18 protein-coding genes are annotated in these 22444 nt (G+C 71.6%); 16 read left to right on the top strand and 2 right to left on the bottom strand.

The genetic code is table 11. From position 1 onward, the window contains the following. The 8 genes from ACIRHA_RS43090 to ACIRHA_RS43055 all read left to right on the top strand — a co-directional run. The coding region (locus ACIRHA_RS43090; protein WP_403857699.1) for an alpha/beta fold hydrolase at window positions 1-2993 on the top strand (2993 nt) is incomplete at its 5' end. A gap of 103 nt (window positions 2994-3096) precedes the next feature. After that, window positions 3097-4605 carry an FAD-dependent monooxygenase gene (locus tag ACIRHA_RS43085; RefSeq protein ID WP_403857696.1) on the top strand — a complete coding sequence of 503 codons (1509 nt, stop codon included), beginning with the start codon at window positions 3097-3099 and terminating at the stop codon, window positions 4603-4605. After that, complete coding sequence (locus tag ACIRHA_RS43080; protein ID WP_403857694.1) at window positions 4602-6161, top strand: acyl-CoA carboxylase subunit beta; 1560 nt, start codon at window positions 4602-4604, stop codon at window positions 6159-6161. The genes ACIRHA_RS43085 and ACIRHA_RS43080 overlap by 4 nt, the downstream gene beginning before the upstream one ends. Next, window positions 6158-6358 carry an acyl-CoA carboxylase subunit epsilon gene (locus tag ACIRHA_RS43075; protein ID WP_403857691.1) on the top strand — a complete coding sequence of 67 codons (201 nt, stop codon included), beginning with the start codon at window positions 6158-6160 and terminating at the stop codon, window positions 6356-6358. Before ACIRHA_RS43080 ends, ACIRHA_RS43075 begins: the two co-directional genes overlap by 4 nt. Window positions 6359-6487: 129 nt before the next feature. Beyond that, the gene (locus tag ACIRHA_RS43070) at window positions 6488-8185 is read left to right on the top strand and encodes an acyl-CoA dehydrogenase family protein (protein WP_403857688.1); all 1698 of its coding nucleotides are present in this window, start codon (window positions 6488-6490) and stop codon (window positions 8183-8185) included. Window positions 8186-8218: 33 nt separating this feature from the next. Then, window positions 8219-9496, top strand: coding sequence for a cytochrome P450 (locus ACIRHA_RS43065; RefSeq protein ID WP_403857685.1), 1278 nt, complete (start codon window positions 8219-8221; stop codon window positions 9494-9496). After that, on the top strand, window positions 9493-10725 hold the full coding sequence (locus ACIRHA_RS43060; RefSeq protein ID WP_403857682.1) for a cytochrome P450: 1233 nt from the start codon (window positions 9493-9495) through the stop codon (window positions 10723-10725). The genes ACIRHA_RS43065 and ACIRHA_RS43060 overlap by 4 nt, the downstream gene beginning before the upstream one ends. Before the next feature lie 43 nt (window positions 10726-10768). Further along, window positions 10769-11119: a nuclear transport factor 2 family protein gene (locus ACIRHA_RS43055; RefSeq protein ID WP_403857679.1), complete on the top strand. Its 351-nt coding sequence runs from the start codon at window positions 10769-10771 to the stop codon at window positions 11117-11119. A 75-nt stretch (window positions 11120-11194) separates the two neighbouring features. Here ACIRHA_RS43055 and ACIRHA_RS43050 read toward each other — a convergent pair whose 3' ends face one another. Then, window positions 11195-11899, bottom strand: a complete 705-nt coding sequence (locus tag ACIRHA_RS43050; RefSeq protein ID WP_403857676.1) for a TetR/AcrR family transcriptional regulator — start codon at window positions 11897-11899, stop codon at window positions 11195-11197. Window positions 11900-12205: 306 nt separating this feature from the next. Here ACIRHA_RS43050 and ACIRHA_RS43045 point away from each other — a divergent pair, with 306 nt between their 5' ends. The 8 genes from ACIRHA_RS43045 (at window position 12206) to ACIRHA_RS43010 (ending at window position 19418) form a co-directional block, all read left to right on the top strand. After that, window positions 12206-13696, top strand: coding sequence for an MFS transporter (locus ACIRHA_RS43045; RefSeq protein WP_403857673.1), 1491 nt, complete (start codon window positions 12206-12208; stop codon window positions 13694-13696). A 138-nt stretch (window positions 13697-13834) separates the two neighbouring features. Then, entirely contained in the window at window positions 13835-14881 is a 1047-nt protein-coding gene (locus ACIRHA_RS43040; protein WP_403857670.1) for a ketoacyl-ACP synthase III family protein, read from the top strand. Window positions 14882-14909: 28 nt separating this feature from the next. Next, complete coding sequence (locus ACIRHA_RS43035; protein WP_403857667.1) at window positions 14910-15170, top strand: acyl carrier protein; 261 nt, start codon at window positions 14910-14912, stop codon at window positions 15168-15170. Beyond that, window positions 15167-16267, top strand: a complete 1101-nt coding sequence (locus ACIRHA_RS43030) for an HAD-IIIC family phosphatase (protein ID WP_403857664.1) — start codon at window positions 15167-15169, stop codon at window positions 16265-16267. Before ACIRHA_RS43035 ends, ACIRHA_RS43030 begins: the two co-directional genes overlap by 4 nt. A 76-nt stretch (window positions 16268-16343) precedes the next feature. Further along, the gene (locus ACIRHA_RS43025) at window positions 16344-17033 is read left to right on the top strand and encodes a 4'-phosphopantetheinyl transferase family protein (RefSeq protein WP_403857661.1); all 690 of its coding nucleotides are present in this window, start codon (window positions 16344-16346) and stop codon (window positions 17031-17033) included. Next, window positions 17030-17854, top strand: coding sequence for a thioesterase II family protein (locus tag ACIRHA_RS43020; protein WP_403857658.1), 825 nt, complete (start codon window positions 17030-17032; stop codon window positions 17852-17854). Before ACIRHA_RS43025 ends, ACIRHA_RS43020 begins: the two co-directional genes overlap by 4 nt. Further along, a complete protein-coding gene (locus ACIRHA_RS43015) occupies window positions 17851-18720 on the top strand; it encodes a metallophosphoesterase family protein (RefSeq protein ID WP_403857655.1) in 870 nt (289 codons plus the stop codon). Before ACIRHA_RS43020 ends, ACIRHA_RS43015 begins: the two co-directional genes overlap by 4 nt. Next, entirely contained in the window at window positions 18717-19418 is a 702-nt protein-coding gene (locus ACIRHA_RS43010) for a 4'-phosphopantetheinyl transferase (RefSeq protein WP_403857650.1), read from the top strand. Before ACIRHA_RS43015 ends, ACIRHA_RS43010 begins: the two co-directional genes overlap by 4 nt. Here ACIRHA_RS43010 and ACIRHA_RS43005 read toward each other — a convergent pair. Then, a complete protein-coding gene (locus ACIRHA_RS43005) occupies window positions 19373-22030 on the bottom strand; it encodes a LuxR C-terminal-related transcriptional regulator (protein ID WP_403857702.1) in 2658 nt (885 codons plus the stop codon). The genes ACIRHA_RS43010 and ACIRHA_RS43005 overlap by 46 nt on opposite strands. Window positions 22031-22444 lie beyond the last annotated feature (414 nt).

Below are 22444 nucleotides of genomic sequence, written 5' to 3'. Positions count from 1 at the left end.
GCGGCACTGAGCGGTTCACGACCTCGCTGGCCGAGGCCTGGACCCGGGGCGTCGCGGTCGACTGGGCCGGCTCGTTCGACGACCGGCCGGGCCAGCCGAATCGGCCGGGCCAGGTGGTCGACCTGCCGACGTACCCCTTCCAACACACCTCGTACTGGCTGAAGCCCGCCGAGGCCCCAGCTGGCGCGGCGGCCCCGGCGGACGTGGCGGTGGACTCCCCGTTCTGGCAGGCGGTACGAGACCAGGACCTGGAGGCACTCGCCACGACGATCGGCACCGACGCGTTCGCGGCCCTGGAGCAGGTGCTGCCTGCCCTGGGACGCTGGTACCAGACCCGGGCCGCCCGCTCTGAGGCCGCCTCCTGGCGGTACGAGGTCGCCTGGCGACCGGTCGCACCGCCGGCGAGGACCGCCCTGTCGGGCACCTGGGCGGTCGTCGTGCCCTCCGGCGCGGAGCCGGAGGCCGACGCCGCCGTGGCGATGCTGAACGAGCACGGGGCACACGCAGTCACCGTGAGCGTGCCGCAGGACTCCGGAGACTTTCCTGGCCGGGAACTCTTCGACGCCCGGTCGAGCGGGGTGATCTCGCTGCTCTCGGCGGCCGGGACCGTGGCACTGCTCCAGAGCCTGGCGCGCGCCGACATCGCAGTACCGGTGTGGAGTGTGACGCGGGGCGCCGTCTCGACGGGCCCGGCGGACCAACTGGAAGACCCAGGGCAGGCGCCCGTATGGGGGCTCGGACAGGTGGTGCCTCTCGAACTGCCCGGCCAGTGGGGCGGGTTGATCGACCTTCCGGCCGAGCTTGACGCACGGTCCCGTTCCTGGTGGGCCGCGGCGCTCGCGGGGGGCGTGCGCGACGAGGACCAGCTGGCCATCCGCCCGTCCGGTCTCCTGGCCCGGCGGCTGGTTCCGGCGCCCTCCGCGTCAGCCGGTGCGGTGGGGGAGGAGTGGACGGCCTCGGGAACTGTGCTCGTCACGGGCGGCACCGACCCGGTGGGCGCTCTCGTCGCGCGAGCCCTGGCGGACTGGGGGGCCGAACACATCCTCCTCACCTCCGCGCGTGAGATGCCCGTTCCCGTCCGGGAAGCGCTAGCGGCGGACCTCGCAGCACGCGGAGCGCGGTGCACCGTCGTCGTGTGCGACCTCGCCGACCGGGAAGCCCTGGCCGGGGTGCTGGACTCACTTCCGGAGGGTGAACCGCTGACGGCCGTGGTGCACACCGAGCGGCACCGCGAGGAGTACGCCCTAGACAGCGTGGCGCCCGACCGCTTCGCCGCACTGGTGCGCGCACAGCAGGAGGCATCCCGGAACCTGCACGAACTGACGCTCGGCCGAGGTCTGTCGGCGTTCGTTCTGTTCTCCTCCATCGCCTCGGCGTTCGGCGCGGGGCCAGGCCTGGGGGCGTACGCAGCCGCACACGCCTACGACGACGCGCTGGCCGCGCAGCGGACCGGCCGTGGTGAGCCGGCCGCCGCGATCGCCTGGGGCCTGTGGGAGGACGAGGTCGTCCCCGAGCCCGTCGGCCTGCCGGAGGACTACACCCGGGCCGAGGTCCTCGACCGGCTGCGCCGGCGCGGCACGCCGGCCTTGCCGTCAGAGCAGGCGGTGGCCGCGCTCCGGGCCGCCCTGGCCCGGGGGGAGTCCCTGTCCGTCGTCGCGGACGTGGACTGGGCGCGTTACGCGGAGACCACTGGTGACGTACGGCCCCTGTTCGCAGAGGTACCGGACGCGGTACGGGTCCGTCGAGCACGCTCGTCGGCGGGGGCCCGGACGGGCGGCGTGACGAGGGCCGCAGAACTGGCCGGAGCACGGCCCGGGGAACGGCGCGCGCTTGTCGAGGCGGTGATCCGGGAACAGACCGCCGCAGTCCTGCACCGCGACCCGGCCGGTATCGACCCCGGGCGTGCCTTCCTGGAGCTGGGCATGGATTCGCTCACGGCGGTGGAGCTGCGGAACCGGCTGGCCACGGCGAGCGGCGTACGCATTCCCGCCCGCAGGATCCTGGAGCTGCGCACGCCGGACAAGGTCGCCGCCTACCTGCTTGCCGCCTTTGCCTCCCCGGCGGAAACGGCGGAGTCGGCCGAAGCGGCAGATCCCACGGCAGCAACCGGGTCGGCCGAGCCGGAGCGGCGGGCAGCCAAGGACACCGTCCGCGCCCTGCTGCGGCAGGCCCGCGAGGGAGCGGAGATCACCGGTGTCCTCGATGAACTAGCCAGTCTGCACGATGCGTTCGTGGCTCCGGCTGCTCCGGCTGCCGGGGCCGCCTCGACGCTCCTCTCCCAAGGCGTCGACGAGACCGCCCTGATCTGCTTCCCCACCCTGCTCGCAACCTCTGCCTGCCACCAGTACGCGCGGTTCGCCGCCCCGTTCTCCGGGGCCCGGGACGTGGCGGGCATCACCCTGCCGGGCTTCCAGGCCGGTGAGCGCGTGCCGGACTGCCTGGACGACCTCGTCGACGCGGCGGCGGGCGCTGTCGTGGAGCGAGCTGCGGGAGCACCGTTCGCGCTCGTCGGCTACTCATCGGGCGGCATCCTCGCGCACGCCGTCACCCGACGGCTGGAGGAACAGGGCCACGCCCTGCCGCGGGCCCTGGTGCTGCTCGACACCTACCTCCCCGAAGAAGGCATGTCGGCACGACTGGTCCCTACCTTTCTGGACGGCATGGCGGAGCGTATGGCCGACCCCGAAGCCGGGGAGACCGCCGCCTCCGAGGCTGCTCCCGCCCCTTCCGACGCACACCGCGTCACCGCGATGGGCGCCTATCTGCGAATGGTCAGGGGCTGGAGCCCCGCGGAAGTCGAGACCCCGATCCTCCTCGTACGGGCCGATCGGCCCGTACCGGGACTGCCCGACGGCGATTGGCGCGCCTCTTGGCCGCAGCCCCACTGGACCGTGGACGTGCCTGCGGACCACTTCGGGCTGATCGAACACGGAGCGGCGGACGTCGCCTCCTCGGTCGCCACCTGGTTGGGCGACGCGCTGAACCAGGCGTGAGCCGAACCGGATGTGAGCCGACCTGCCGGGGGCCGCCCGCCCCTGGCGTCCGCTCCACCACTGATGCCCTCTTGAGCAACGACCGACGCAAAGGACCGTGACGATGACGATCCCCGTCTTGATCGCCGGAGCAGGCCCCGCAGGCATGGCAGCCGGGTGCGAACTGCTCCGCCTGGGAGTCCCGGTGCGGATCCTCGATTCCGCACCCGGGCGCAGCCGAGGTACCCGCGCCCTGCAGCTCTGGCCTCCCGCCCTGGAGGTCCTGCGCGGCCTGGGAATCCTGGACGACGCGGAGAACCGCGGCTTGAAGGTCCGCGCGATGAACTACCACCTGGCAGGCGGCCGCAAGCTGCGGATCGTGCTCGGCGGGCACAATGAGCCGCTGCTCCTTCCCCAGGAGCAGACGAACCTGCTCCTGGAAGAGGAGCTGGACAGGCTCGGCGGCAAGATCGAACGCCACACCAAGGTCACCGAGGTGACCGTGCACGACGACCGGGTCGAGATGATCGCCGAAGGCCCCGCCGGAACCGAGCGGATAACCGCGGACTGGCTAATCGCCGCCGACGGCGTGCGCAGCACGGTCCGGGACCGGCTCGGCATCGACTTCACCGGCGAGCGGGTCCCCATGACCTTCATCCTTGCCGAGGGCCGGATCGAAGGCACTTACGAACGCGGCACCGTCCATTACTTCCTCGGCAGGACCGGCTCCCTGGTCTTCGCACCGATGGCCGGGGGCAACGTCCGCGTCTCGGCGGCGGTGCCGGCCGAGACACCGCTGACTCCGGAGTCCGTACAGGCCCTGCTGGACGAGCGGGGGCCCGGCGGGCTCACCCTCACCAGTGTGGACAGCCTGCGGACGTTCACGAGCTCGGAGCGGATCGCCGCACCGATGCGGCAGGGCCGCGCGTTCCTCGTCGGGGACGCCGCGCACACCCACTCGCCGATCGGCGGCCAGGGGCTCAACCTGGGGCTCCAGGACGTGCACAACCTCACCTGGAAGCTGGCCGGTGTCATTGGAGGCAGCCTTGACGCATCGGTCCTCGACAGCTATGAGCCCGAGCGCCGCGCGGCCGCCGAGCAGGTACTGCAGACCACCCACCGGCTCATCCGGATGTTCACGCTGAGCCCCGCCGCCGCCCGGGTGCGCGATCTCGCCTGGCACGGCCTCGACGGCACCGGCGTGCTGCGCCGCTGGTTCGTACCGCTGCTGGCCGGCTGGAGGGTGCGCTATCCGGAGGTGTTCGCGGACGAGGCATCGCACCGGGCCCCGCCCGCGCGGGCCACACGCTTGGCCTGGGGGACCGGCCGGCTGCCACGGCCCGGCGCGCGCACACCGCACTGGGTCCCCAGGACGCCGCCCGGCCGCGTCGGCACCCTCCTGCGGCTCGTCACATCCGGCGGCTCGGGCGGCGAACTGACCCAGGGGGCACGCCGCCTGGCGGCCCGGCACCACGGCCTGATGAGGCACGACCACCTCCGCCGCGCAGGCGCGGGGTTCATGCTGCTGCGCCCCGATGGCTACGTGGTCGCCAGCGGCACCAGTCTGAAGGAAATCGACCGGATCGGCCCGCTGATCGAGCGGCTGTCCCTGGTGGGAAGCGAGAAGCAGTGAGTACACCGACCATCGCCACGCGCGTCACGGAGCTGGCCGAACTGAAGGAACTCGCCCGGCGAGGCCCCGATCCCGGGGCCACCGAGCGGCAGCACGCCAAGGGCAAGCTGACTGCGCACGAGCGCATCGCACTCCTCCTGGATGAAGGCTCGTTCCAGGAGGTCGAGACGCTGCGCAGGCACCGCGCGACCGGTTTCGGCCTGGAGGACCGGAAGCCCCACACGGACGGTGTGATCACCGGGTGGGGCACCGTGCACGGCCGCACTGTCTTCGTCTACGCCCACGACTTCCGCATCTTCGGCGGTGCCCTCGGCGAGGCCCACGCCACCAAGATCCACAAGCTGATGGACCTGGCCGCAGCCTCCGGTGCGCCGCTGGTGAGCCTCAACGACGGTGCGGGGGCGCGGATCCAGGAGGGCGTGACCGCGCTCGCCGGTTACGGCGGCATCTTCCAGCGCAACACCCGCAGTTCGGGAGTGATCCCGCAGATCAGTGTGATGCTCGGCCCGTGCGCGGGCGGTGCTGCCTACTCCCCGGCACTGACCGACTTCGTCTTCATGGTCCGGGAGACCTCGCAGATGTTCATCACCGGACCGGACGTCGTCCAGGCCGTGACGGGTGAGGAGGTCTCGCAGAACGGCCTGGGCGGCGCTGACGTGCACGCGGTCACGTCCGGCGTGGCGCACTTCGCCTACGACGACGAGGAGAGCTGCCTGGAGGACGTGCGGTTCCTGCTGTCGCTCCTGCCGTCGAACAACCGGGAGCTGCCGCCGCGCGAGCCGGGCGGCGACCCGGCCGACCGCCCCACCCCCGCGCTCCTCGACCTCGTGCCGGCCGACGCGAACCGCTCCTACGACATGCGCAAGGTCATCGAGGAGATCGCCGACGACGGCGAGTTCTTCGAGGTGCACCCCTCCTGGGCGGGCAACATCCTGTGTGCCCTGGCCAGGATGGACGGCGAGGTCGTCGGCTTCGTTGCCAACCAGCCGCTCTCGATGGCCGGCGTCCTCGACATCGGGGCGTCCGAGAAGGCCGCCCGGTTCGTGCAGTTCTGCGACGCCTTCAACATCCCGCTGGTGACCCTGGTCGACGTGCCAGGCTTCCTGCCGGGCGTCGATCAGGAGCACGGCGGCATCATCCGGCACGGCGCAAAACTGCTGTACGCGTACTGCAACGCCACCGTGCCCCGGATCTCGCTCATCGTCAGGAAGGCATACGGCGGCGCCTACATCGTCATGGACTCGCGCTCCATCGGTGCGGACATCGCGCTGGCCTGGCCTACCAACGAGATCGCCGTCATGGGGGCCGAGGGCGCGGCCAACGTCATCTTCCGCCGGGAGATCGCTGACGCCGACGATCCGGAGGCCATGCGGCAGCAGAAGATCAAGGAGTACCGGACCGAGCTGATGCACCCCTACTACGCGGCGGAGCGCGGCCTCGTCGACGACGTCATCGACCCCGCCGACACACGGGCCGTCCTCATCCGAACGCTCGCGATGCTGCGCACCAAGCACGCCGACATCCCGGCCCGCAAGCACGGGAACGCGCCGACGTGAGCGGCATCCGCATCGAGCGGGGTCGCCCCGACGCCACGGAGATCGCCGCCGTCACCGCCGTGCTCATGGCCCTGGGAGCCGGCCGGGCAGGGGACACCGGGGGAGCCGCGGACCGAGACGGGCCGGCGATCGCGGTCTGGGACCGGCCGCGCGTCGTCGCGCACCGGGGCGCCGGTTCATGGCGCGCCCCGCAATAGGGGACCGGCGCCCCCGATCAGGGGTTGGCGGTAGGGGGCGGCCGTTCCTAGCGTGTTGAGGGACGGGAAGGCGAACGGTCGCCCGTCGCTCTCCCTCGACTTTTCCCCTCAGCCCAAGGAGTCGTACGCATGCCCGGATTCCTGGCCGGACTCGCGGTGGGCCGGACCCGCTGGGATCTGCTGGAGCGCTTCCCGCGGTCCACGGCCGACGAGCAGGCCGCCGGTGATGCCGCAGCCGCGGCCGCGGTGACCTTCATCGACGTCACGGTCGACCCGGAGGACCTGGACGGCAGCCGCCGGCTGCCGGACGGATTCCTGACCGGGCTCCAGGAACGCGGTCTGCTGCGGTTGTGCGTCGAGCCCGGCCTCGACGGCCTGGGCCTGACCTCGTACGAGGCCTTTCGTACTCTCACCCTTGCGGCCCGCCGGTCCGTGACGGCCGGCCAGGTCATGGCCGTCCAGGCCGGAGTCGGTGCGACGGCGCTGCTGCCAGCCCTGCCCGACGGCCCGCTTCGCGACCACGTGCGCGAGCGCGTCGCCGAGGGCGTGGTATCGGGATTCGGGGACACGGACCGAACCGGCCAGAACAACACCTGGCCTGCGCTGACCGGAACGCCGACCGAGGACGGCACGGCGTACGTGCTCCGAGGCGAGAAGCTGTTCATCGGCAACGGGCCGGTGGCGGACCTGCTGCCGGTGTCGGTGACCCTGCTCGACCCCGACCGGCGCCGGCTCGGCATCGCGTACCTGGACACCTCCGATCCGGCGTTCGAGGTGGACGCGCGCATCGAGTTCATGGGCAGCCGCGGACTCCCCAACGGCTCGCTCGCCCTCCGCGGCGTGCGGGTGGAGCGCGAGCGGATCCTCGTGGAAGGGGACGGCGACCGGCTTCCGGCCGCCGTCGCCTTCCTCGCCCTCACGGGACGACTGCACTTCACCGGGGCGCCCGCCCTGGCGATCGCCGAGAACTGCGCCGAGTGGTCCCGCTCGTTCGTCCGCAGGCGCGAGGTGGATGGGCGGCCCCTGGGCACGTACGACCAAGTGCAGCGGATGGTCGCGCTGACGCTCGCGGACGCCTTCGCGATGGACGCCGTGGCCCGGCTTTCCTTGACCGGGGCCGGCCTCGCCGATCGCTGGCTCGAACAGTTCCTCGCCAAGAACATCCTGGTCCGTACCGCGGGCCGGGTGGCGGACCGCACGGTCGGTCTGCTGGGCGCCGAAGGCTTCGAGACAGTGGCGAGCAAGCGCGCCCGCGGTGCCGAGGACCTGCCCGTCGAGCGCGCTTACCGGGACGCTCGCGGCCTGCGGATCGCGGGCAACGTCGACTTTCGGCTCGACCACCAGGCAGCCCGGCTGCTCCTGGACGCCCTCCGCGACGACGGCGCGGAAGCGGCCGACACGCGCCAGGAACCCCGCGAGCGGAGCGCCGCGGCCCTCGAACTCTCCCCGGCGAACCAGGACCATGCCGCACGGGTGGACCGTCTGACCGCGGAGTTGCACGACCTGTGCCGCGGGCTGATCCGACGGCATCCGGACCCGGCGCCGCTGTACGAACGGCAGAACACCCTGGCCCTCGTCGCGCGGGCCGCGTCCGAGCTGCTGTCGTGCACAGCTGCCCTGTCCTGGGCGAGCCACCTCACCCGGGACTGCGTCGGCGAGGGCCCCGCCACGTGGGGCGGGCACCCCCAGGACCTGGCCGATATCCACTGCACCGAAGCGCTGCACCGTGCCACCGGCCACTTCCGCCGCCTCACGGTGAGCGCGACCGCGGAACCCGACTACGCCAAGGTCAGCCACGCCTGGCTGACAGACGCCACACGTGTCTGACGACCCCGCCGCCGCCGGCACAGAGAGGCACCGATGACCACCGAGACCACTGACCGACTCCCGGAGATCCTGGGCGGGTTCGACCTCACCGACCAGGCGGCCTTCGCGAACGGGCTGCCCTACGAACTCTTCGCCCGGCTGCGCAGGGAGGCCCCCCTACTGCTCCACCCCCCGGGCCGCAGTGCCGACGGGGAGAGCTTCTGGGTCCTGACCCGGCACGCCGACATCGTCGGCGTCACTCGCTCGCCCGACTTCTCCGCACAGGGCGGCGGGGGCCGCAAGGGCGGCGGCACGCACCTGGACGACATGCCGGTGGGCGTGCACGCGGGCGTCCTCCTGCCGATGATGGACAACCCCCGCCACGACGCCATCAAGCACCTGCTGTCCCCCGCCGTCACCGGGGCGGCGGCCGCCCGTCTGACGGACGCCTTGCGGGAGCGCGCCCGGGCACTCGTCGACGCTGCCGTCGCGCGCGGTCCGGCGAATTTCGTCGACGAGGTCTCCGAGCCCTTCGCCCTGGAGGCGATGTCCCTGCTCCTCGGGGTCCCGCGTGCCGACTGGCCGCAGCTGACGGAGTGGGTGCACCAGGTGCTCGGCTTCACCAACCGCGCGACCGGCGAACCCGACGCGTTCTCCATCGCCACGTTCACGGCGATGCAGGAGTACTTCACCGACTTCGTCCGCGCCAAGCGCGAACGGCCCGCCGACGACCTCGGATCCCTCGTCGCCACCGGCGAACTTCCCGCGGAACTGGGGCTCGCGCCGCTGAGCGACCGTGAGCGGGAGGGCAACGCCGTCCTCTTCCTGGTCTCCGGCTTCGAGCAGCCGCGCAACACGATCGCCGCGGGCGTCCAGGCCTTCGCCCAGCATCCCGAGCAGTGGGAGGCCCTGCGGGCCGACCGCTCCCTGATGCCGACGGCCGTCGAGGAGATCCTGCGCTGGGCGCCCGCCAACCCGTATAACCGCCGGACTGCCGTCCGTGACGTCGAGCTCCACGGCCGGGTCATCCGGGCTGGGGACAAGGTGACGCTGTGGTGGCCGGCGGCCAACCGCGACGAGGCGGTGTACGAGGAACCCGAGCGCTTCGACATCCGCCGACCGGTCAACCCGCACGTTTCCTTCGGCAACGGCATGCACGGGTGTCTCGGGGAAGAGGTCGGACGGCTGCTCATCCGGCTGGTCCTGGAAGCGCTCCTCGACCGCGTGACCGCGATCCGGCAGACCGGCCCCGAGCGGTGGGGGGCCAACAACAAGCACACCGTTCTGCTCGACCTTCCCGTCGAGTTCACAGAAATCGGAAGTGGGTCATGACCGAAACCGCCATAGCCCCGGACGACGCCTACACGCCGCCCGAGGTGCTGCCCTACGACCCATTCGACCCGGGTTTCCACGCCGATCCGTACGCGGTGTACGAGAAGCTGCGCGCGGAGTCCGGCCCGGTCGTCCGCACCCCCGCGGGGGTGGCCCTGCTCGGCTATGACGCCATCCAGGCGGCCCTGCGTGATCCGTGCCTCGGCCGGGGTGACGGCGCCGGGGTCCAGGAGGGGATGATGCCGACCCCGGAGGGCATGCGCCGGGCCTTCTTCTTCATGGATCCGCCGGACCACACCCGGGTGCGCGCCCTCGCCTCCAAGGCGTTCACCCCGCGCCTCGTGGAGCGGCTGCGCGGGCCCGCCGAGGAGTTCGTCGCCCTGAGGCTGGCTGCCGCCAGGGAGGGCGCCGCGGACGGGGTCGTAGACCTGATGCCGACGGTGCTGCGCCCGCTCAGCGCCTTCATCATGAACCGGATGATGGGCGTTCCCGACGAATACCTGGACCGCTCGATCGAGGCGGCCACAGACGGCGGACGCGGCATCGACCCGGAGTACGCGATGCCGCCGGAGGCCGTGCAGGCCCGCACGGAGCTGCGACTGTGGATGGGGGAGCTGGCCACCAGGCTGATAGCCGAGCGGCGCCGTGAGCCGCGCGAGGACCTGATCAGCGCGCTGGTCGCGGCCGAGCACGAGGGCGACCGGCTCAGCGAGGTCGAGGTGCTCACCACGACCATGGCGATCTTCCTGCCCGGCTTCAGCGCGCCGCAGGCCATGATGAGCCTCTGCTCCTTCAACCTGCTGCGTCACCCGGACCAGCTGGCGTGGTTCCGCAGCCATCCCGATAACACGGCGGCCTCGGTTGAGGAGCTCCTGCGGTACGACTCCGCCCTCCAGATCATCAATCGCACGGTCCTGGAGGAGGCCGAGGTGGGCGGGCACGCGCTCGTGCCCGGCGACGAGGTGTTCATGCTGCTGGGTGCCGGCAACCGCGATCCGCAGGTCTTTGACCACGCCGACCGGCTCGACCTGGCCCGCAAGCCGATCCGCAACTTCGGTTTCGGCCACGGCATCCACTTCTGCGTCGCCGCCCCGGTGGCCCGGCTCGCGACCCAGGTCGTGCTGTCCGAGCTGGTCCGGCACGACATCGAACTCGCCACGGACACACCCGCCACCAACGGCGCCCTGGCCATCCGGAGCCTCGCCGAACTTCCGGTGATCATCCGGTGATTTGCGGGTTTCTCGCACCCTTCCCAAGAAAGGCACGTGTTTCATGAGCACCGACTACCAGGCCCTGATCGAGAAGTTCATCGCCCTCGTGAACGAGCCGGACGACACCCATCGCCGGGCCGGCATCGACGAGCTGTTCACGGAGTCCCCCGAGTACTGCGACCCCGACATCCAGACCGTGGGCAAGGACGGCCTCGCCGCGCACCTCAACAAGCTGCGGGCCGGGTTCCCCCCGGGGGTCTCCTTCTACCTGACCGACAAGGTGAACGGCCACCACGACCAGGCCCAGTTCAAGTGGGCCTTCGGCGTCCCCGGCTCCCCGTTCGCGGGCGGGACCGACGTCGTCGTCCTGGAGGGCGGCCGGATCAAGCGGCTGCACGCCTTCTTCAACTGACGTCCGCGCACGTCTGCACGGCCGCCCGGGTGCCTTCGCACCCGGGCGGCCGTGCCGTGGTCCGGGCTGGCGCGGTCACGCCGACGCGTCGAGCCCGAGCCAGGCGATCAGATCGACCAGTTCGGCCCGGTAGAGCGACTCGGGGTTCGCGGACTGCGGCGTGAGGTGGCCGTAGACCTCCAGTGACACCAGGCCGTGCATGCGGCCCCATACGCGCAGGGCGACCCCGGCGGCGGCGGGCGGGAGGCCGGGGTGCTCCGCGCGAAACGTCGCGGCGAACTCCTCCCCGAAGTCCGACCAGGCGAAGTCCTGGCGGCTGCGGGTCCTCTCGGACCAGGCGGCGGCGACGAGCTCGCCGAAGAACGCGCAGGCCCTCCGCTCCGCGTCGGCCACGGCGCCCCCCTCAGGCGGCCGGTAGCCGGGCACGGGCGCACCGTAGACGAGCTGGAACTCCTCGGGGCGGGAGACCGCCCAGTTCCGGTACTGCTCCCCGAAGACGAGGATGCGCTCGGCCACCGCGTCGGCCGGCAGCGCGGCGAGCGCGGCCTGCTGCCGGTCGGTGAATGCGGAGTAGACGTCCGAGATCAACTCGGTGATCAGCGCGTCCCTGGTGCCGAAGTAGCTGTAGATGGCGCCCGCAGTCATGCCCATCTCGCGGGCGATGGCACGGAGCGAGATCGCGGCGGCCCCTTGATCGGCGAGCTGCTTCCTCGCGATGACCTTGATCTCTTCGGTCGTCTCGGCCCGGAGGCGCTCCCGTCGTCCCAGTGTGGCTCCCATATCGGGATTCTACACCGTTCAGTTTCAGCACGGCGGATACCGAACGGGGGGTCGTGAATAGGGGGTGTGCGGGCTCGATGGGGGTTGTCGGTAGGGGGAGGCGCGGACCTAGCTTTCTGGTGAGCGATCGACGCCATCTTTCGGCGTTCGGTCCCTGCATCCCCCGTACACCTGCCTCGCGCTCAACCCTCCGCGCGTATCGCGCACTTGACAGCAAGCGGCGTTCATATACCGTTCGTCGTGCCATTTCTGAACGGCGTGTAGAGATCGAACGCCGCACACCCGTACTTGGAAGGAAGCCCGATCGTGGTTTCTTCAGCGACCCGAACCCAGAAGGGGAGCGGCCTCACGCTGGCCCTGCTGGCGTTCGCCCAGTTCATCGTCGCTCTCGACTACAACATCGTGTATGTGGCACTGCCTGACATCGGCCGTGAGCTCGGCTTTACGGCCCAGTCCCTCCAGTGGGTCGTCAGCGCCTACGTCGTCGCGTTCGGCGGCCTGCTGCTGCTCGGTGGCCGGGCCGTCGACCGCCTCGGTGCCCGCCGCCTGTTCATCGCCGGCTTGACCCTGTACGGCGTGGCCTCCCTTGTGGGCGGCCTGGCTCAGGGGCCGGGCGTCCTGGTGGCCGCCCGCGCCGCCCAGGGCGTCGGCGGCGCGTTGCTGACGCCCGCCACGCTCGCCCTCGTGGCCATCAACTTCGAGGACGGGCCCGTCCGCACCAAGGCCATGGCGGTCTGGGGCGCAGCCGGCAGCGGCGGCCTCGCCGCGGGCGCCCTGCTGGGCGGCCTGCTGACCAACTACCTGGGCTGGACCTGGGTGTTCTACGTCAACGTGCCGCTCGCCCTGATCGCGGTCCTCGCCGCGCCGCGCCTGCTGGGCGCCGACGCCCGCGCCACCGGCCCGAAGACCTCCTTCGACCTGCCGGGCGCGCTCATCGCCTCCGTCGGTTCCACCCTGCTGGTCTTCGGCCTGGCGACCGGCCCTGAGAGCGGCTGGGGTTCGTCCCGCACGGTCGGCACACTGGCCGTCGGCTTCGTCCTCCTCCTGGTCTTCCTGATCGTCGAGAACAAGACCCGCGACCCGCTTGTCCCGCTGCGGATGCTGACGGGCCGGGGCTTGGCCGTGACGATGCTGGTGTTCTTCCTCTTCCAGGGCACCCTTGCCACCGGCTACTACCTGTTCACGACGTACCTCCAGAACGTCCTCGGCTACAGCCCGCTCGCCGCCGGCCTCGCCTTCCTGCCTCTCACCCTCATCTCGATGGGCTCGTCCACGAAGTTCGTGGGCCCCCTGATGGGCAAGTGGGGTGTGGGCAAAACCCTCGCCTTCGGGGCCTTCTTCACCGGCCTGGGCATGGGCATCCTCGCCGTCGGCATGTCGACGGGCGGCTCCTTCTGGGCCCTGGTCCCCGGCATCGTCATCTGGGGCCTGGGTGGCGGCATCGCCTTCCCGTCCCTGTTCATCGCCGCCGCGGTGGGCGCCAGGCCAGGTGAGCAGGGCGTCGCCTCCGCGCTCGCTTCGACCTCGCAGCAGATCGGCGGCGCCGTGGGCCTCGCGGCCCTGGTCGCGGTCGCCAACGCCGGCATTGACGTGAGCAAGGGCGCGACCCCTCCGGTCGGAGCCGTTGTCGACGGACTCCAGCTCACCGGGTACCTCGCCGCCGTCATCACGATCGTGGCGGCCGCCTTGGCGCTCCTGTTCCAGCCCCCTGCCCCCGAGCCGACGGCCGAGCCCGCCGACGGGGCCGAGGAATCCTCCCAGGACCAGTCCGCCGCGCAGGTCACCGGCGCCGTCTGAGGCGCCTCTCCGACAGGTCCGCGGCGGGGCAATCCCCCGCCCCCGCCGCGGACCTCTCTCCCCCCCCCCACGGCCCGTTCAGGGCCGTCCCCTGCCTCCCCTCCCACCCACACCTACTCCATCTAGGAGACAACGCCCATGAAATGGGACGCCATCCACATCAACGGCGCCGCAGCCCATTTGGGCCGTACCGAGGAGATCGCCACGGTCGTGGCCGAGGGCCGCTACGACGAGACCGAGGCGCGCGACGACGCGTACCTGTCGATCCGGGTGGCCGACCAGGACGTCGCGCCGGTGGACATGGCGGTCACGGCCGGCCGCGCCGCCCTAGACCGGGCTGGCCTGCCGTCCGACGTCTTCGCCCTCGTCCTGCACGCCAGCATCGCCCACCAGGGGCTCGACCACTTCACCGCCGCCTCCTACATTCAGGGCAGGACGGTGGGCGGACGTGCCCAGTCCCTGGAGATCAAGCAGTCCTCCAACGGCGGCATGGCGGCCCTGGAGCTGGCCGCCGCGTACCTCTCCGCCGCCTCCGGCGAGGCCGCGGCGCTCATCACCACGAGCGACAAGTTCGCCGCCCCGGCCTACGACCGCTACCGCTCCGACGGCGGCATGGTCATGAGTGACGGGGCCACCGGCCTGGCGCTCTCCCGCCGTCCCGGCGTGGCCAGGCTGCTGTCCACCTCGATCATAGGCGACGCCACCCACGAGAACGCCTACCGCGGCGAGGTGCCCTGGACCGCCGCCCCGGGGGACGAGGGCTGGCCGCTGGACATCCGCGCCCGGCGCGGCCGCCACCTGGAGAATGGCGGCAACATATGGGAGATCGTCAAGGACCTGACCGCCCGTCAGCAGGAGAGCATCGACCTCGCCTTGACCGACGCGGACACCGGCATCGATGAGATCTCCCGGGTCGTCTTCCCGAACGTCGGCCGGTCCGTGCAGGACTGGGGCCACCGCAAGGCCCACGGCGTCGACGAGACGCAGGCCACCTGGGAGTGGGGCCGCCGGGTAGGTCACATCGGCGCCGGCGACCAACTCGCCGGCCTCACCCACCTCCTGGAGACCGGCGCGGTCAGTCCGGGCGACAAGGTGATGCTGTGCGGCATCGGGAGCGGCTGGTCGTTCAGCGCCGCCGTCCTAGAGGTCACCGACCTGCCCGACTGGCCCGTGACCACCCTCTGAGACCGGCCCCACATCACCCGGAGTTCCCATGCCGCATGACCTTTCCACCGACCCCCGGCCCGCGATCCTGGGCTTCCTCACCCAGCGCTACCCCGGAAATGACTTCGCGTACGACCAGGACATCTTCAAGATCGGTTTCGTGAGTTCCCTGCTCGCCACCGAGCTGGTGGTCTACATCGAGCAGACCTTCGGCGTCTCGATCCCGGGCAAGGAGCTCCGGATCGACAACTTCCGCACCATCGAGGCGATGGCGGCCCTGATCAGGCGCCAGAGTGGAGTGACCGCATGACCAGCGCCGCCGTCGAGCCCGCCGCCCCGGCCCCCGCCGTCCCGAGCAAGCCCAAGCGCGGCCGCGTCAAGTGCATCGTCTGGGATCTCGACCACACCCTGTGGGACGGTGTCCTCCTGGAGGATGGCACCACCACGCTCCGCGAGGACCTGGTCGCCGAGATCCGGCGCCTCGACGAGGCCGGCGTGCTGCACTCGATCGCCAGCCGCAACGACCACGAGGCCGCCGTAGAGCGCCTCCGCGAGTACGGCGTAGCCGACCTGTTCCTGCACCCGCAGATCAACTGGAACGCCAAGTCACACTCGATCCGCGAGATCGCCCGTGCCCTCAACGTCGGCATCGACGCCATCGCGTTCGTGGACGACCAGGAGTTCGAGCGCGCCGAGGTCGCGCGGGAGCTCCCTGACGTGATCGTCGTCGACGCGCTGGAGGTCCACCATGCCTTCGAGCGCGACGAGTTCAGGCCCCGGTTCATCACCGACGAGTCGAGGCAGCGCCGCGCCATGTACCGCGGCCAGATGGAACGCCAGCAGGCCGAAGAGGAGTTCGTAGGCCCCAGCGAGCAGTTCCTCGCCGACCTCGGGATGCGTCTGAGCATCACACACGCCCGCACGGAGGACCTCCAGCGTGCGGAGGAGCTGACGATCCGCACCAACCAGCTCAACTCCACGGGGCGCACGTACTCGTACGAGGAGCTCGACGCCCTGCGGACTTCCCCGCACCACCTGCTGCTGGTGGCGTCGCTGGAGGACCGCTTCGGCTCCTACGGCAAGATCGGCGTCACACTGATCGAGAAGGGCGAGGAGCACTGGCACCTCAGGCTGCTGTTGATGTCCTGCCGGGTCATGTCCCGCGGCGTGGGCACCATACTCCTCAACCACATCATGAACCTCGCGAAGGAGGCGGGCGTCACCCTGCGCGCCGACTTCGTCGAGACCGGGCGCAACCGCATGATGCAGATCGCCTATGCCTTCGCCGGCTTCCAGGAGATCGGCCGGGACGGAAACGACGTGCTCATGGAGAACGACCTTTCGGCCATCCAAGAACCTGCACCATACGTCACGGTGATCACCGACGATGGCGCGTCCGCTGCCTAGCACCGCCCCGGCGCCGAGGAACGTCCCGACCGTCTGGCGGATCCCTCTCGACCAGCCCGCCGCTGCCGTGTCCCCGATGTCCGCCCTGCTGGACGTCAGGGAGCGGCAGCGAGCGGCGGCCTTCGCCTCCGAGACGGACCGGCGCCGCTTCACGGTGGCGCACGGCGCTACGAGAATCCTGCTCGGCTATGTTTGCGGGCTACCGCCGGGCCACCTGAGTTTCCGCGAAGGGTCCGAAGGGCGCCCCTTCCTCTCCGCCGCGTCGCAGCCGGCGGCCTCCGACGCCGGACCCGTCGACTTCAGCCTTTCGCACAGCGGCTCCTGGGCCCTGCTCGGGATCCTGCGCGGAGGCGGCCGCATTGGCGTGGACATCGAGCGGGTCCGCGAGGACCTCGAGTTCCGTGCGGTCGCCGGCCGGTTCTTCCAGGATGCCGAGGCACGTCGGCTCCGCCGCGGAAACCCCGGGGACCGGGCTCGCGAGTTCTTCCGGCTCTGGACCCGCAAGGAGGCGTTTCTCAAGGTCCACGGACGCCGCCTGGGCGAGTTGTCCGGTGTGACGGGCACCCCTCCCACGGCAGCGGGAGGCCCGGAGCCCCTGTGGTTCGCCGCAGAACCCGCGTCGCTCTCGACCGGCTGGGAAGTCACCGCACCGCCCGGATACACGGCGGCGGTGGCGGTCACCGGCCCCCGCGCGCCCCGCCCGCGGGTGGAGGACTGGCCGCCGGCGAGCCGCGCTCCCCTTTACGACCCTGACTGTGAGGCATGACCATGACCGCCCACGCCGGTGCCACCGACGAGCTGTGGATCCGCAGTTTCCACAGCGCCGCTCCGGACGCAATGCCCCTGGTGTTCTTCCCCCACGCCGGCGGCGGTGCGAGCGCCGCTCTGCAACTGTCCCGGGAGCTGACCCCCGCCGTCCAGGTACTGGCCCTCCAGTACCCCGGCCGTCAGGACCGGCGCAACGAGGAGCCGGTCGGCGCCATCCACGAGCTTGCCGACTCCCTGGCCGAGGTGCTCGACGCGGCCCTGGACCGGTCCGGCCGCCGCCCCTACGCCTTCTTCGGCCACAGCATGGGCGCCATCCTCGCCTTCGAGGTGGCCCGCCGCCTCGAGGGTTCCGGCCGCGGCGGCCCGCGGCAGCTGTTCGTGTCGGCCCGCCGCGCACCCTCCGTCCCCCGAGGCGAACGGCACCACCTGCTCGACGACCAGAGCCTGCTCTCGGTGATCCGCTCCCTTAGCGGTACCGACCAGCGGGTCTTCGAGGACCCCGAGCTCGTCGCCCTGGCGCTGCCGACCCTCCGTGCCGACTACCGGGCGATCGAGACGTATGCCTACCGGCCCAACGGTCGCGGGACAGGCGAGCTCACTTCTCCCGTCACTCTGTTCACCGGCACCGACGACCCGGAGACCCGGTCCCCGGCGACGCTCGCGGAATGGGCCCGGCACACCACGGGACCGACGGCCCACCACAGCTTCCCGGGCGGCCATTTCTACCTCGACGGGCAGCCGGCGGCCGTGGCGCGGGCGATCACTGCCACCCTGGCCGCCGGGGCGCTCCTCGACCCGGCCGCGGCCGGTGCGGCATGACCGGGCGGTCGGGCGCAGTCGCACGCCTGCGCGCAATCAGCGACCTGCACGTCACCCACGAGGAGAACCGGCGCGTGTTGCTGGCCCTGCGCCCGGAGCACCCTGACGACTGGCTGCTGGTCGCCGGGGACGTCGGGGAACGGTTCACCGACATCGAATGGGCGCTGCGCCTGCTGTGCGACCGGTTCGCCAAGGTGATCTGGGCGCCCGGCAACCACGAGCTGTGGACGGTCCCCGACGACCCCTGCCGCGCGCGGGGCGAGGACAAGTACCGGGCCCTGGTCGAGATGTGCCAGACCTTGGGCGTCCACACCCCGGAGGACCCCTGGCCCGTGTGGCACGGAGAGGGGGGCCCGCTGGCCGTCGCCCCCCTGTTCGTGCTCTACGACTACTCCTTCCGCCGCCCGGCGTGGCTCTCCCGGGAAGCGGCGCTGGAGCAGGCCTACGAGGCCGGAGTGGTCTGCACGGACGAGTTCCTGCTCCACCCCGACCCCCATCCGACGCGGCAGGACTGGTGCGCAGCGCGAGTGGAGGCGACCGAGGTGCGACTGGCGGCGGCCGATCCCGGTGTCCCCCTGGTGCTCGTCAACCACTTTCCCCTGGTGCCCGACCCCACCGAGATCCTGCGCAACCCAGAGTTCGCGCAGTGGTGCGGCACCGACCGGACCGTCGACTGGCACCGCCGCCACCGTGTCGCCGGCGTCGTGTACGGACACCTGCACGTGCCGCGCACCACCTGGCACGACGGGGTGCCCTTCCAGGAGGTCTCGCTGGGATACCCACGGGAGTGGCGCCGACGCCCCGGGAAGCCGACCGCGCCGCACACCGTGCGGTTCGCGGCGGACGTCCACGGAGCCCGAGCGTGATCGCCCCGATCCTGCCGGAGGCGGTCGAGTCCGCGGAGGCGTTCGGCGAGGAGGGCGAGCGGTCGGGACTCTTCCCGGCCGAGGCCCGGTGCGTCGAGAACTCGGTGCCCGGCCGCGTGCGGGAGTTCACCGCCGTACGGCATTGCGCCCGTGCAGCCCTCGGCCGACTGGGCCTCCCGCCCTCCCCGCTGGTACCGGCGGATGGGGGCGCCCCGGCGTGGCCCATCGGGATCGTGGGCTCCATGACCCACTGCTCCGGCTACCGGGCCGCCGCCGTGGCGCGGTCCGCCGCATGGGCCGGGCTGGGGATCGACGCCGAACCGGACGAGCCCCTGCCCGACGGCGTCCTGGAGGCCGTCTCGGTGCCGGCGGAACGGGCCGATCTCGCACCGCTCGTAAGGGCACGGCCGGGAGTCCACGCTGACCGGCTCCTGTGGAGCGCCAAGGAGTCGGTGTTCAAGGTCTGGTACCCGCTCGCCCGACGGCAGCTCGACTACACCGGGGCCCGGGTGTACCTGCACCCCGACGGGACCTTCCAGGCACGTCTCCTCGTACCCGGGCCCGTGCTGGTTGGACGCCGACTGACCGGTGTCGAAGGCTCCTGGCGCGCCCGCGGGGGCCTGCTGGTCACGGCCGCATACGTGCCCGCGTCTCAGCGGGCGGCGGCGGACACCGAGGGGTACGCTCCGGCCAGCTGACTCCGGCGCGACACCCCGAGCTTCCGGTACACACGGGTCAGGTGCTGTTCCACCGTACTGATGGTGACGAACAGCTTCTTGGCGATCTGCCGGTTGCTGTATCCGGCCGAGGCCAGGGCCGCGACCCGGTGCTCGGCCTCACTCAGGGCGGGCATCGCCCCCACCCCGCCGACGGTCGCCCCCGGCTCCGGCAGGCCCGCGGCGGGACCGCCGAAGCCCCTCCCGGCCTCGGGGTCGGCGACGCCGCAGTCCTGAGCGAGCCGACGGGCGCGGTCACGCAGCTCGGCCGCCCGCGGAAGTTCGTTCGCGCGCTCCAGGGCATCGGCGAACTCGGCCAGTGTGTAGGCGAGTTCCAGAGGCGCGTCGCACGCCCGCAGCACCTCCACCGCGTGCTCGTAGATACCGACCTGCTTGCCGACGTCGGCGGTCGCGGCCAGGACGCGCAGACACCTGGCGCGGGCGCGCGCGTCCTCCAGCGGGGTGCGCTCCATCTCCTCGTTGGCCAGTTCCCGCGCCTTCGCCGGACGGCCCATGGCCAGATAGACCCAGGCCATGTCGATGCGCCAGGTCATGAACGGTGCCGGCTCGATGTGCCACTGCTCCAGCAGTTCACCGATCATCCGGAACTCTTCGAGCGCCTCCGGGTGCCTGCCGATCGTGGCGAGGTAGCACCCGCGCGCCTGGAGGTAGTACAGGCCGATCGGACTCTGGAACATCGCCTCCGACACGGGAAGGTGGAGAGCCGCGTCGGCGGCCTCGATGTCCCCCAGGGCGACCTGCGCCTGGACCAGGATGCCCAGCGGGACCGCGACGCGGATCCCCCAGGACCGCAGGGGGATGAGGTCCAGGGCGGCCCGGGCGTGCCCGACGGCCCCGGCCAGGTCGCCCCGCCGAAAGCAGATCTCGGCCGCGAGGGCGGTGAACAGTGCGTGCCAGGTGCGTGTACCCGGCGTGGCGGCGCGGGACATGAGCCGCTCGCACCACTGCTGCGCGTCCTCCAGCCGGTCCCGGTACGTCAGCGTCAGCAGGGCGTTGGCGCACAGGAAGACCGTGCGCTCGTCGAGGTGCCGCCGTTGGAGCGCCCTCTCCGCGTCGGTGAGCCGCACGGCGACCTCGTCCTGCGAGACGAGTCCGCTCATCATCCTCGCCGACTCCAGGGCGGGTTCGGGCCCGAGTCCGCCTCGCGCTCCTCCCGCTGATGGGCCGGCGTGGCCCTCGGCGGCGGGGAAGAGGCAAGAGAGCCATACCTCCGCCGCGTACAGGCGCTTGCGCTCCGCCGGAGTCAGCAGGTCTTGCATCTCTGTGAGTCGGCTGAGCGCGCCGATGGCTTCCTCGACGCGACCGAACCAGAGCAGCTGGTCGACCACGGCCAGCGTGTGCCCAGCGCTCAGCGCGTGGCTGCTTGCTGCTTCGACCATGGCCGTCAGGTGCCGCCCGGCGGCGGCCGGGTCGGCCTGCCACTCGGCTTGGATCAGTAGCACCGTGCTGGCATGGCGCTGGCCGTCCTCGGTGGCGAGCTCCCGTGCGAGGGTGAGGCACCGCACGGCTTCCTCCGATTCGCCGGCCGTGAGCGCCTGCTCGGCGGCCTCGTGCAGGAGGGAGATCGCCCACGGCCCCGTCACCGCGTTCCCGGCGAGGAGGGAACGGGCCACCACGCGCGGCGGGGCCCCGTCGGCGTACAGAAGGGGGGCGGCCGCGGCGTACAGCACGCTGAGTTCGTCCGCCGGCATGGCGCGCAGGACGGCGGCCGGGAGCGCCTCGTGGGCGAACCGGTCGTTCACCAGCAGCCCCGTCTCCGCCAGGGCGCGCAAGGCCCGGGCGCAGGTCTGGGTGTCCAGGCCGGTGAGCGTGGAGAGGGTCACGGGCCGTGTGGGGGCTCCGAGTACGGCGAGGGCCCGGGCGGTACGGAGGGTGGCCGGCTCGCACCTGTGCAGGATGGAGACGAGTGCCTGGCCGAACGTCGTGGTCCGGGCGAGTTTGTCGAGGTTCGACCGTTTCTCCGACAGTTCGAGCAGCGCTCGGACGAGGCGCGGATTGCCGCCGGTCAGGGTACGGACGGCGGAGACGTCCTGCGCCGTACCCACCAGGGCGGCGACGCCCGTCTGGGAGAGCAGTCCGACCGGAACGCGTGCGCAGAATGGCTCGGGCGGGAGGTCCGCTGCCAGGAGGGGGTCACCTCCGACGGCGGGCGGCACGTAGGTGAGCAGGACGAGCACGCGAGCGGTTCTGATCCGGCGCATCACGGCGGCCAGACACGTCAGCGAGAGAGCGTCGGCGAGATGGGCGTCGTCAACGCTGATGAGGACGGGCCCGGCGCTCTGCTCGATGACGTCGAGCAGTCTCAGCGCCGTCTCGTGGGGATCGTCGTCCCGGCCCACGGACGGCATCAGCTGACGGATCACACCCAGTGGCACGCCGCGCTCCGAGCGGGTGGCGGAGGCTAAGAGATGCAGCGGCGTCTCGCCCCCGGGGTCCCGCGCGAAGGCGTGGAGCAGCTCGGTCTTCCCGCTGCCCACGGGCCCGCTCACCACACCGGCCCGCCCGCGTCCGCCGAGCGCTTCCCGGTACAGGGCGCGCAGCTGCTCCAGCCGGCCTTCCCTTTCGACGAGCACCAATGGAATTCCCCCTTGTAGCGCGTCCGTGGAGACGCCTCCACAGTTTAAAACCTTCACGAAGGTATGTCTATCGAATGGGCCGCGCCGCCGGAGCACGCCGCCGCTTGAGCTGCGGAATCGTTGCGGCGTTGGACGGCGGTGACGTTGCCGCCTGGCTGGCGCGGGAGAGAGCCTGCCGACCGGGGCGGCGCACAAACCTCGGCACTTCAAAGAGATGCCTACTTTCCCCGGTGGCCTGCTGGACTAGGCGCAGTCCCACGGGGGCCTTGTGCCTGCGGGGATGCTCCGAAGACAGGCGTCAGCCTGCCGCGGGTCACCTAGATGATCGATTCCAAGGGTTCGGCTGCGTGTACATGCGAAGGGAGCCCAACGTCAGTGTGTGAAGACAGAGTTGGACTCCCTCGCGACCGC

The sequence above is a fragment of the Streptomyces sp. NPDC102360 genome (assembly GCF_044766085.1).
Taxonomy (GTDB): domain Bacteria; phylum Actinomycetota; class Actinomycetes; order Streptomycetales; family Streptomycetaceae; genus Streptomyces.
This window is presented reverse-complemented; position numbering and strand designations above follow the sequence as displayed.

What these genes read in the sequence shown, in the direction of transcription:
- ACIRHA_RS43085 (WP_403857696.1), top strand. Translation starts at nt 3,097, where the DNA reads ATGACGATCCCCGTCTTGATCGCCGGAGCAGGCCCCGCAGGCATGGCA.
- ACIRHA_RS43070 (WP_403857688.1), top strand. Translation starts at nt 6,488, where the DNA reads ATGCCCGGATTCCTGGCCGGACTCGCGGTGGGCCGGACCCGCTGGGAT.
- ACIRHA_RS43065 (WP_403857685.1), top strand. Translation starts at nt 8,219, where the DNA reads ATGACCACCGAGACCACTGACCGACTCCCGGAGATCCTGGGCGGGTTC.
- ACIRHA_RS43060 (WP_403857682.1), top strand. Translation starts at nt 9,493, where the DNA reads ATGACCGAAACCGCCATAGCCCCGGACGACGCCTACACGCCGCCCGAG.
- ACIRHA_RS43055 (WP_403857679.1), top strand. Translation starts at nt 10,769, where the DNA reads ATGAGCACCGACTACCAGGCCCTGATCGAGAAGTTCATCGCCCTCGTG.
- ACIRHA_RS43050 (WP_403857676.1), bottom strand. Translation starts at nt 11,899, where the DNA reads ATGGGAGCCACACTGGGACGACGGGAGCGCCTCCGGGCCGAGACGACC.
- ACIRHA_RS43040 (WP_403857670.1), top strand. Translation starts at nt 13,835, where the DNA reads ATGAAATGGGACGCCATCCACATCAACGGCGCCGCAGCCCATTTGGGC.
- ACIRHA_RS43035 (WP_403857667.1), top strand. Translation starts at nt 14,910, where the DNA reads ATGCCGCATGACCTTTCCACCGACCCCCGGCCCGCGATCCTGGGCTTC.
- ACIRHA_RS43030 (WP_403857664.1), top strand. Translation starts at nt 15,167, where the DNA reads ATGACCAGCGCCGCCGTCGAGCCCGCCGCCCCGGCCCCCGCCGTCCCG.
- ACIRHA_RS43025 (WP_403857661.1), top strand. Translation starts at nt 16,344, where the DNA reads ATGTCCGCCCTGCTGGACGTCAGGGAGCGGCAGCGAGCGGCGGCCTTC.
- ACIRHA_RS43020 (WP_403857658.1), top strand. Translation starts at nt 17,030, where the DNA reads ATGACCATGACCGCCCACGCCGGTGCCACCGACGAGCTGTGGATCCGC.
- ACIRHA_RS43015 (WP_403857655.1), top strand. Translation starts at nt 17,851, where the DNA reads ATGACCGGGCGGTCGGGCGCAGTCGCACGCCTGCGCGCAATCAGCGAC.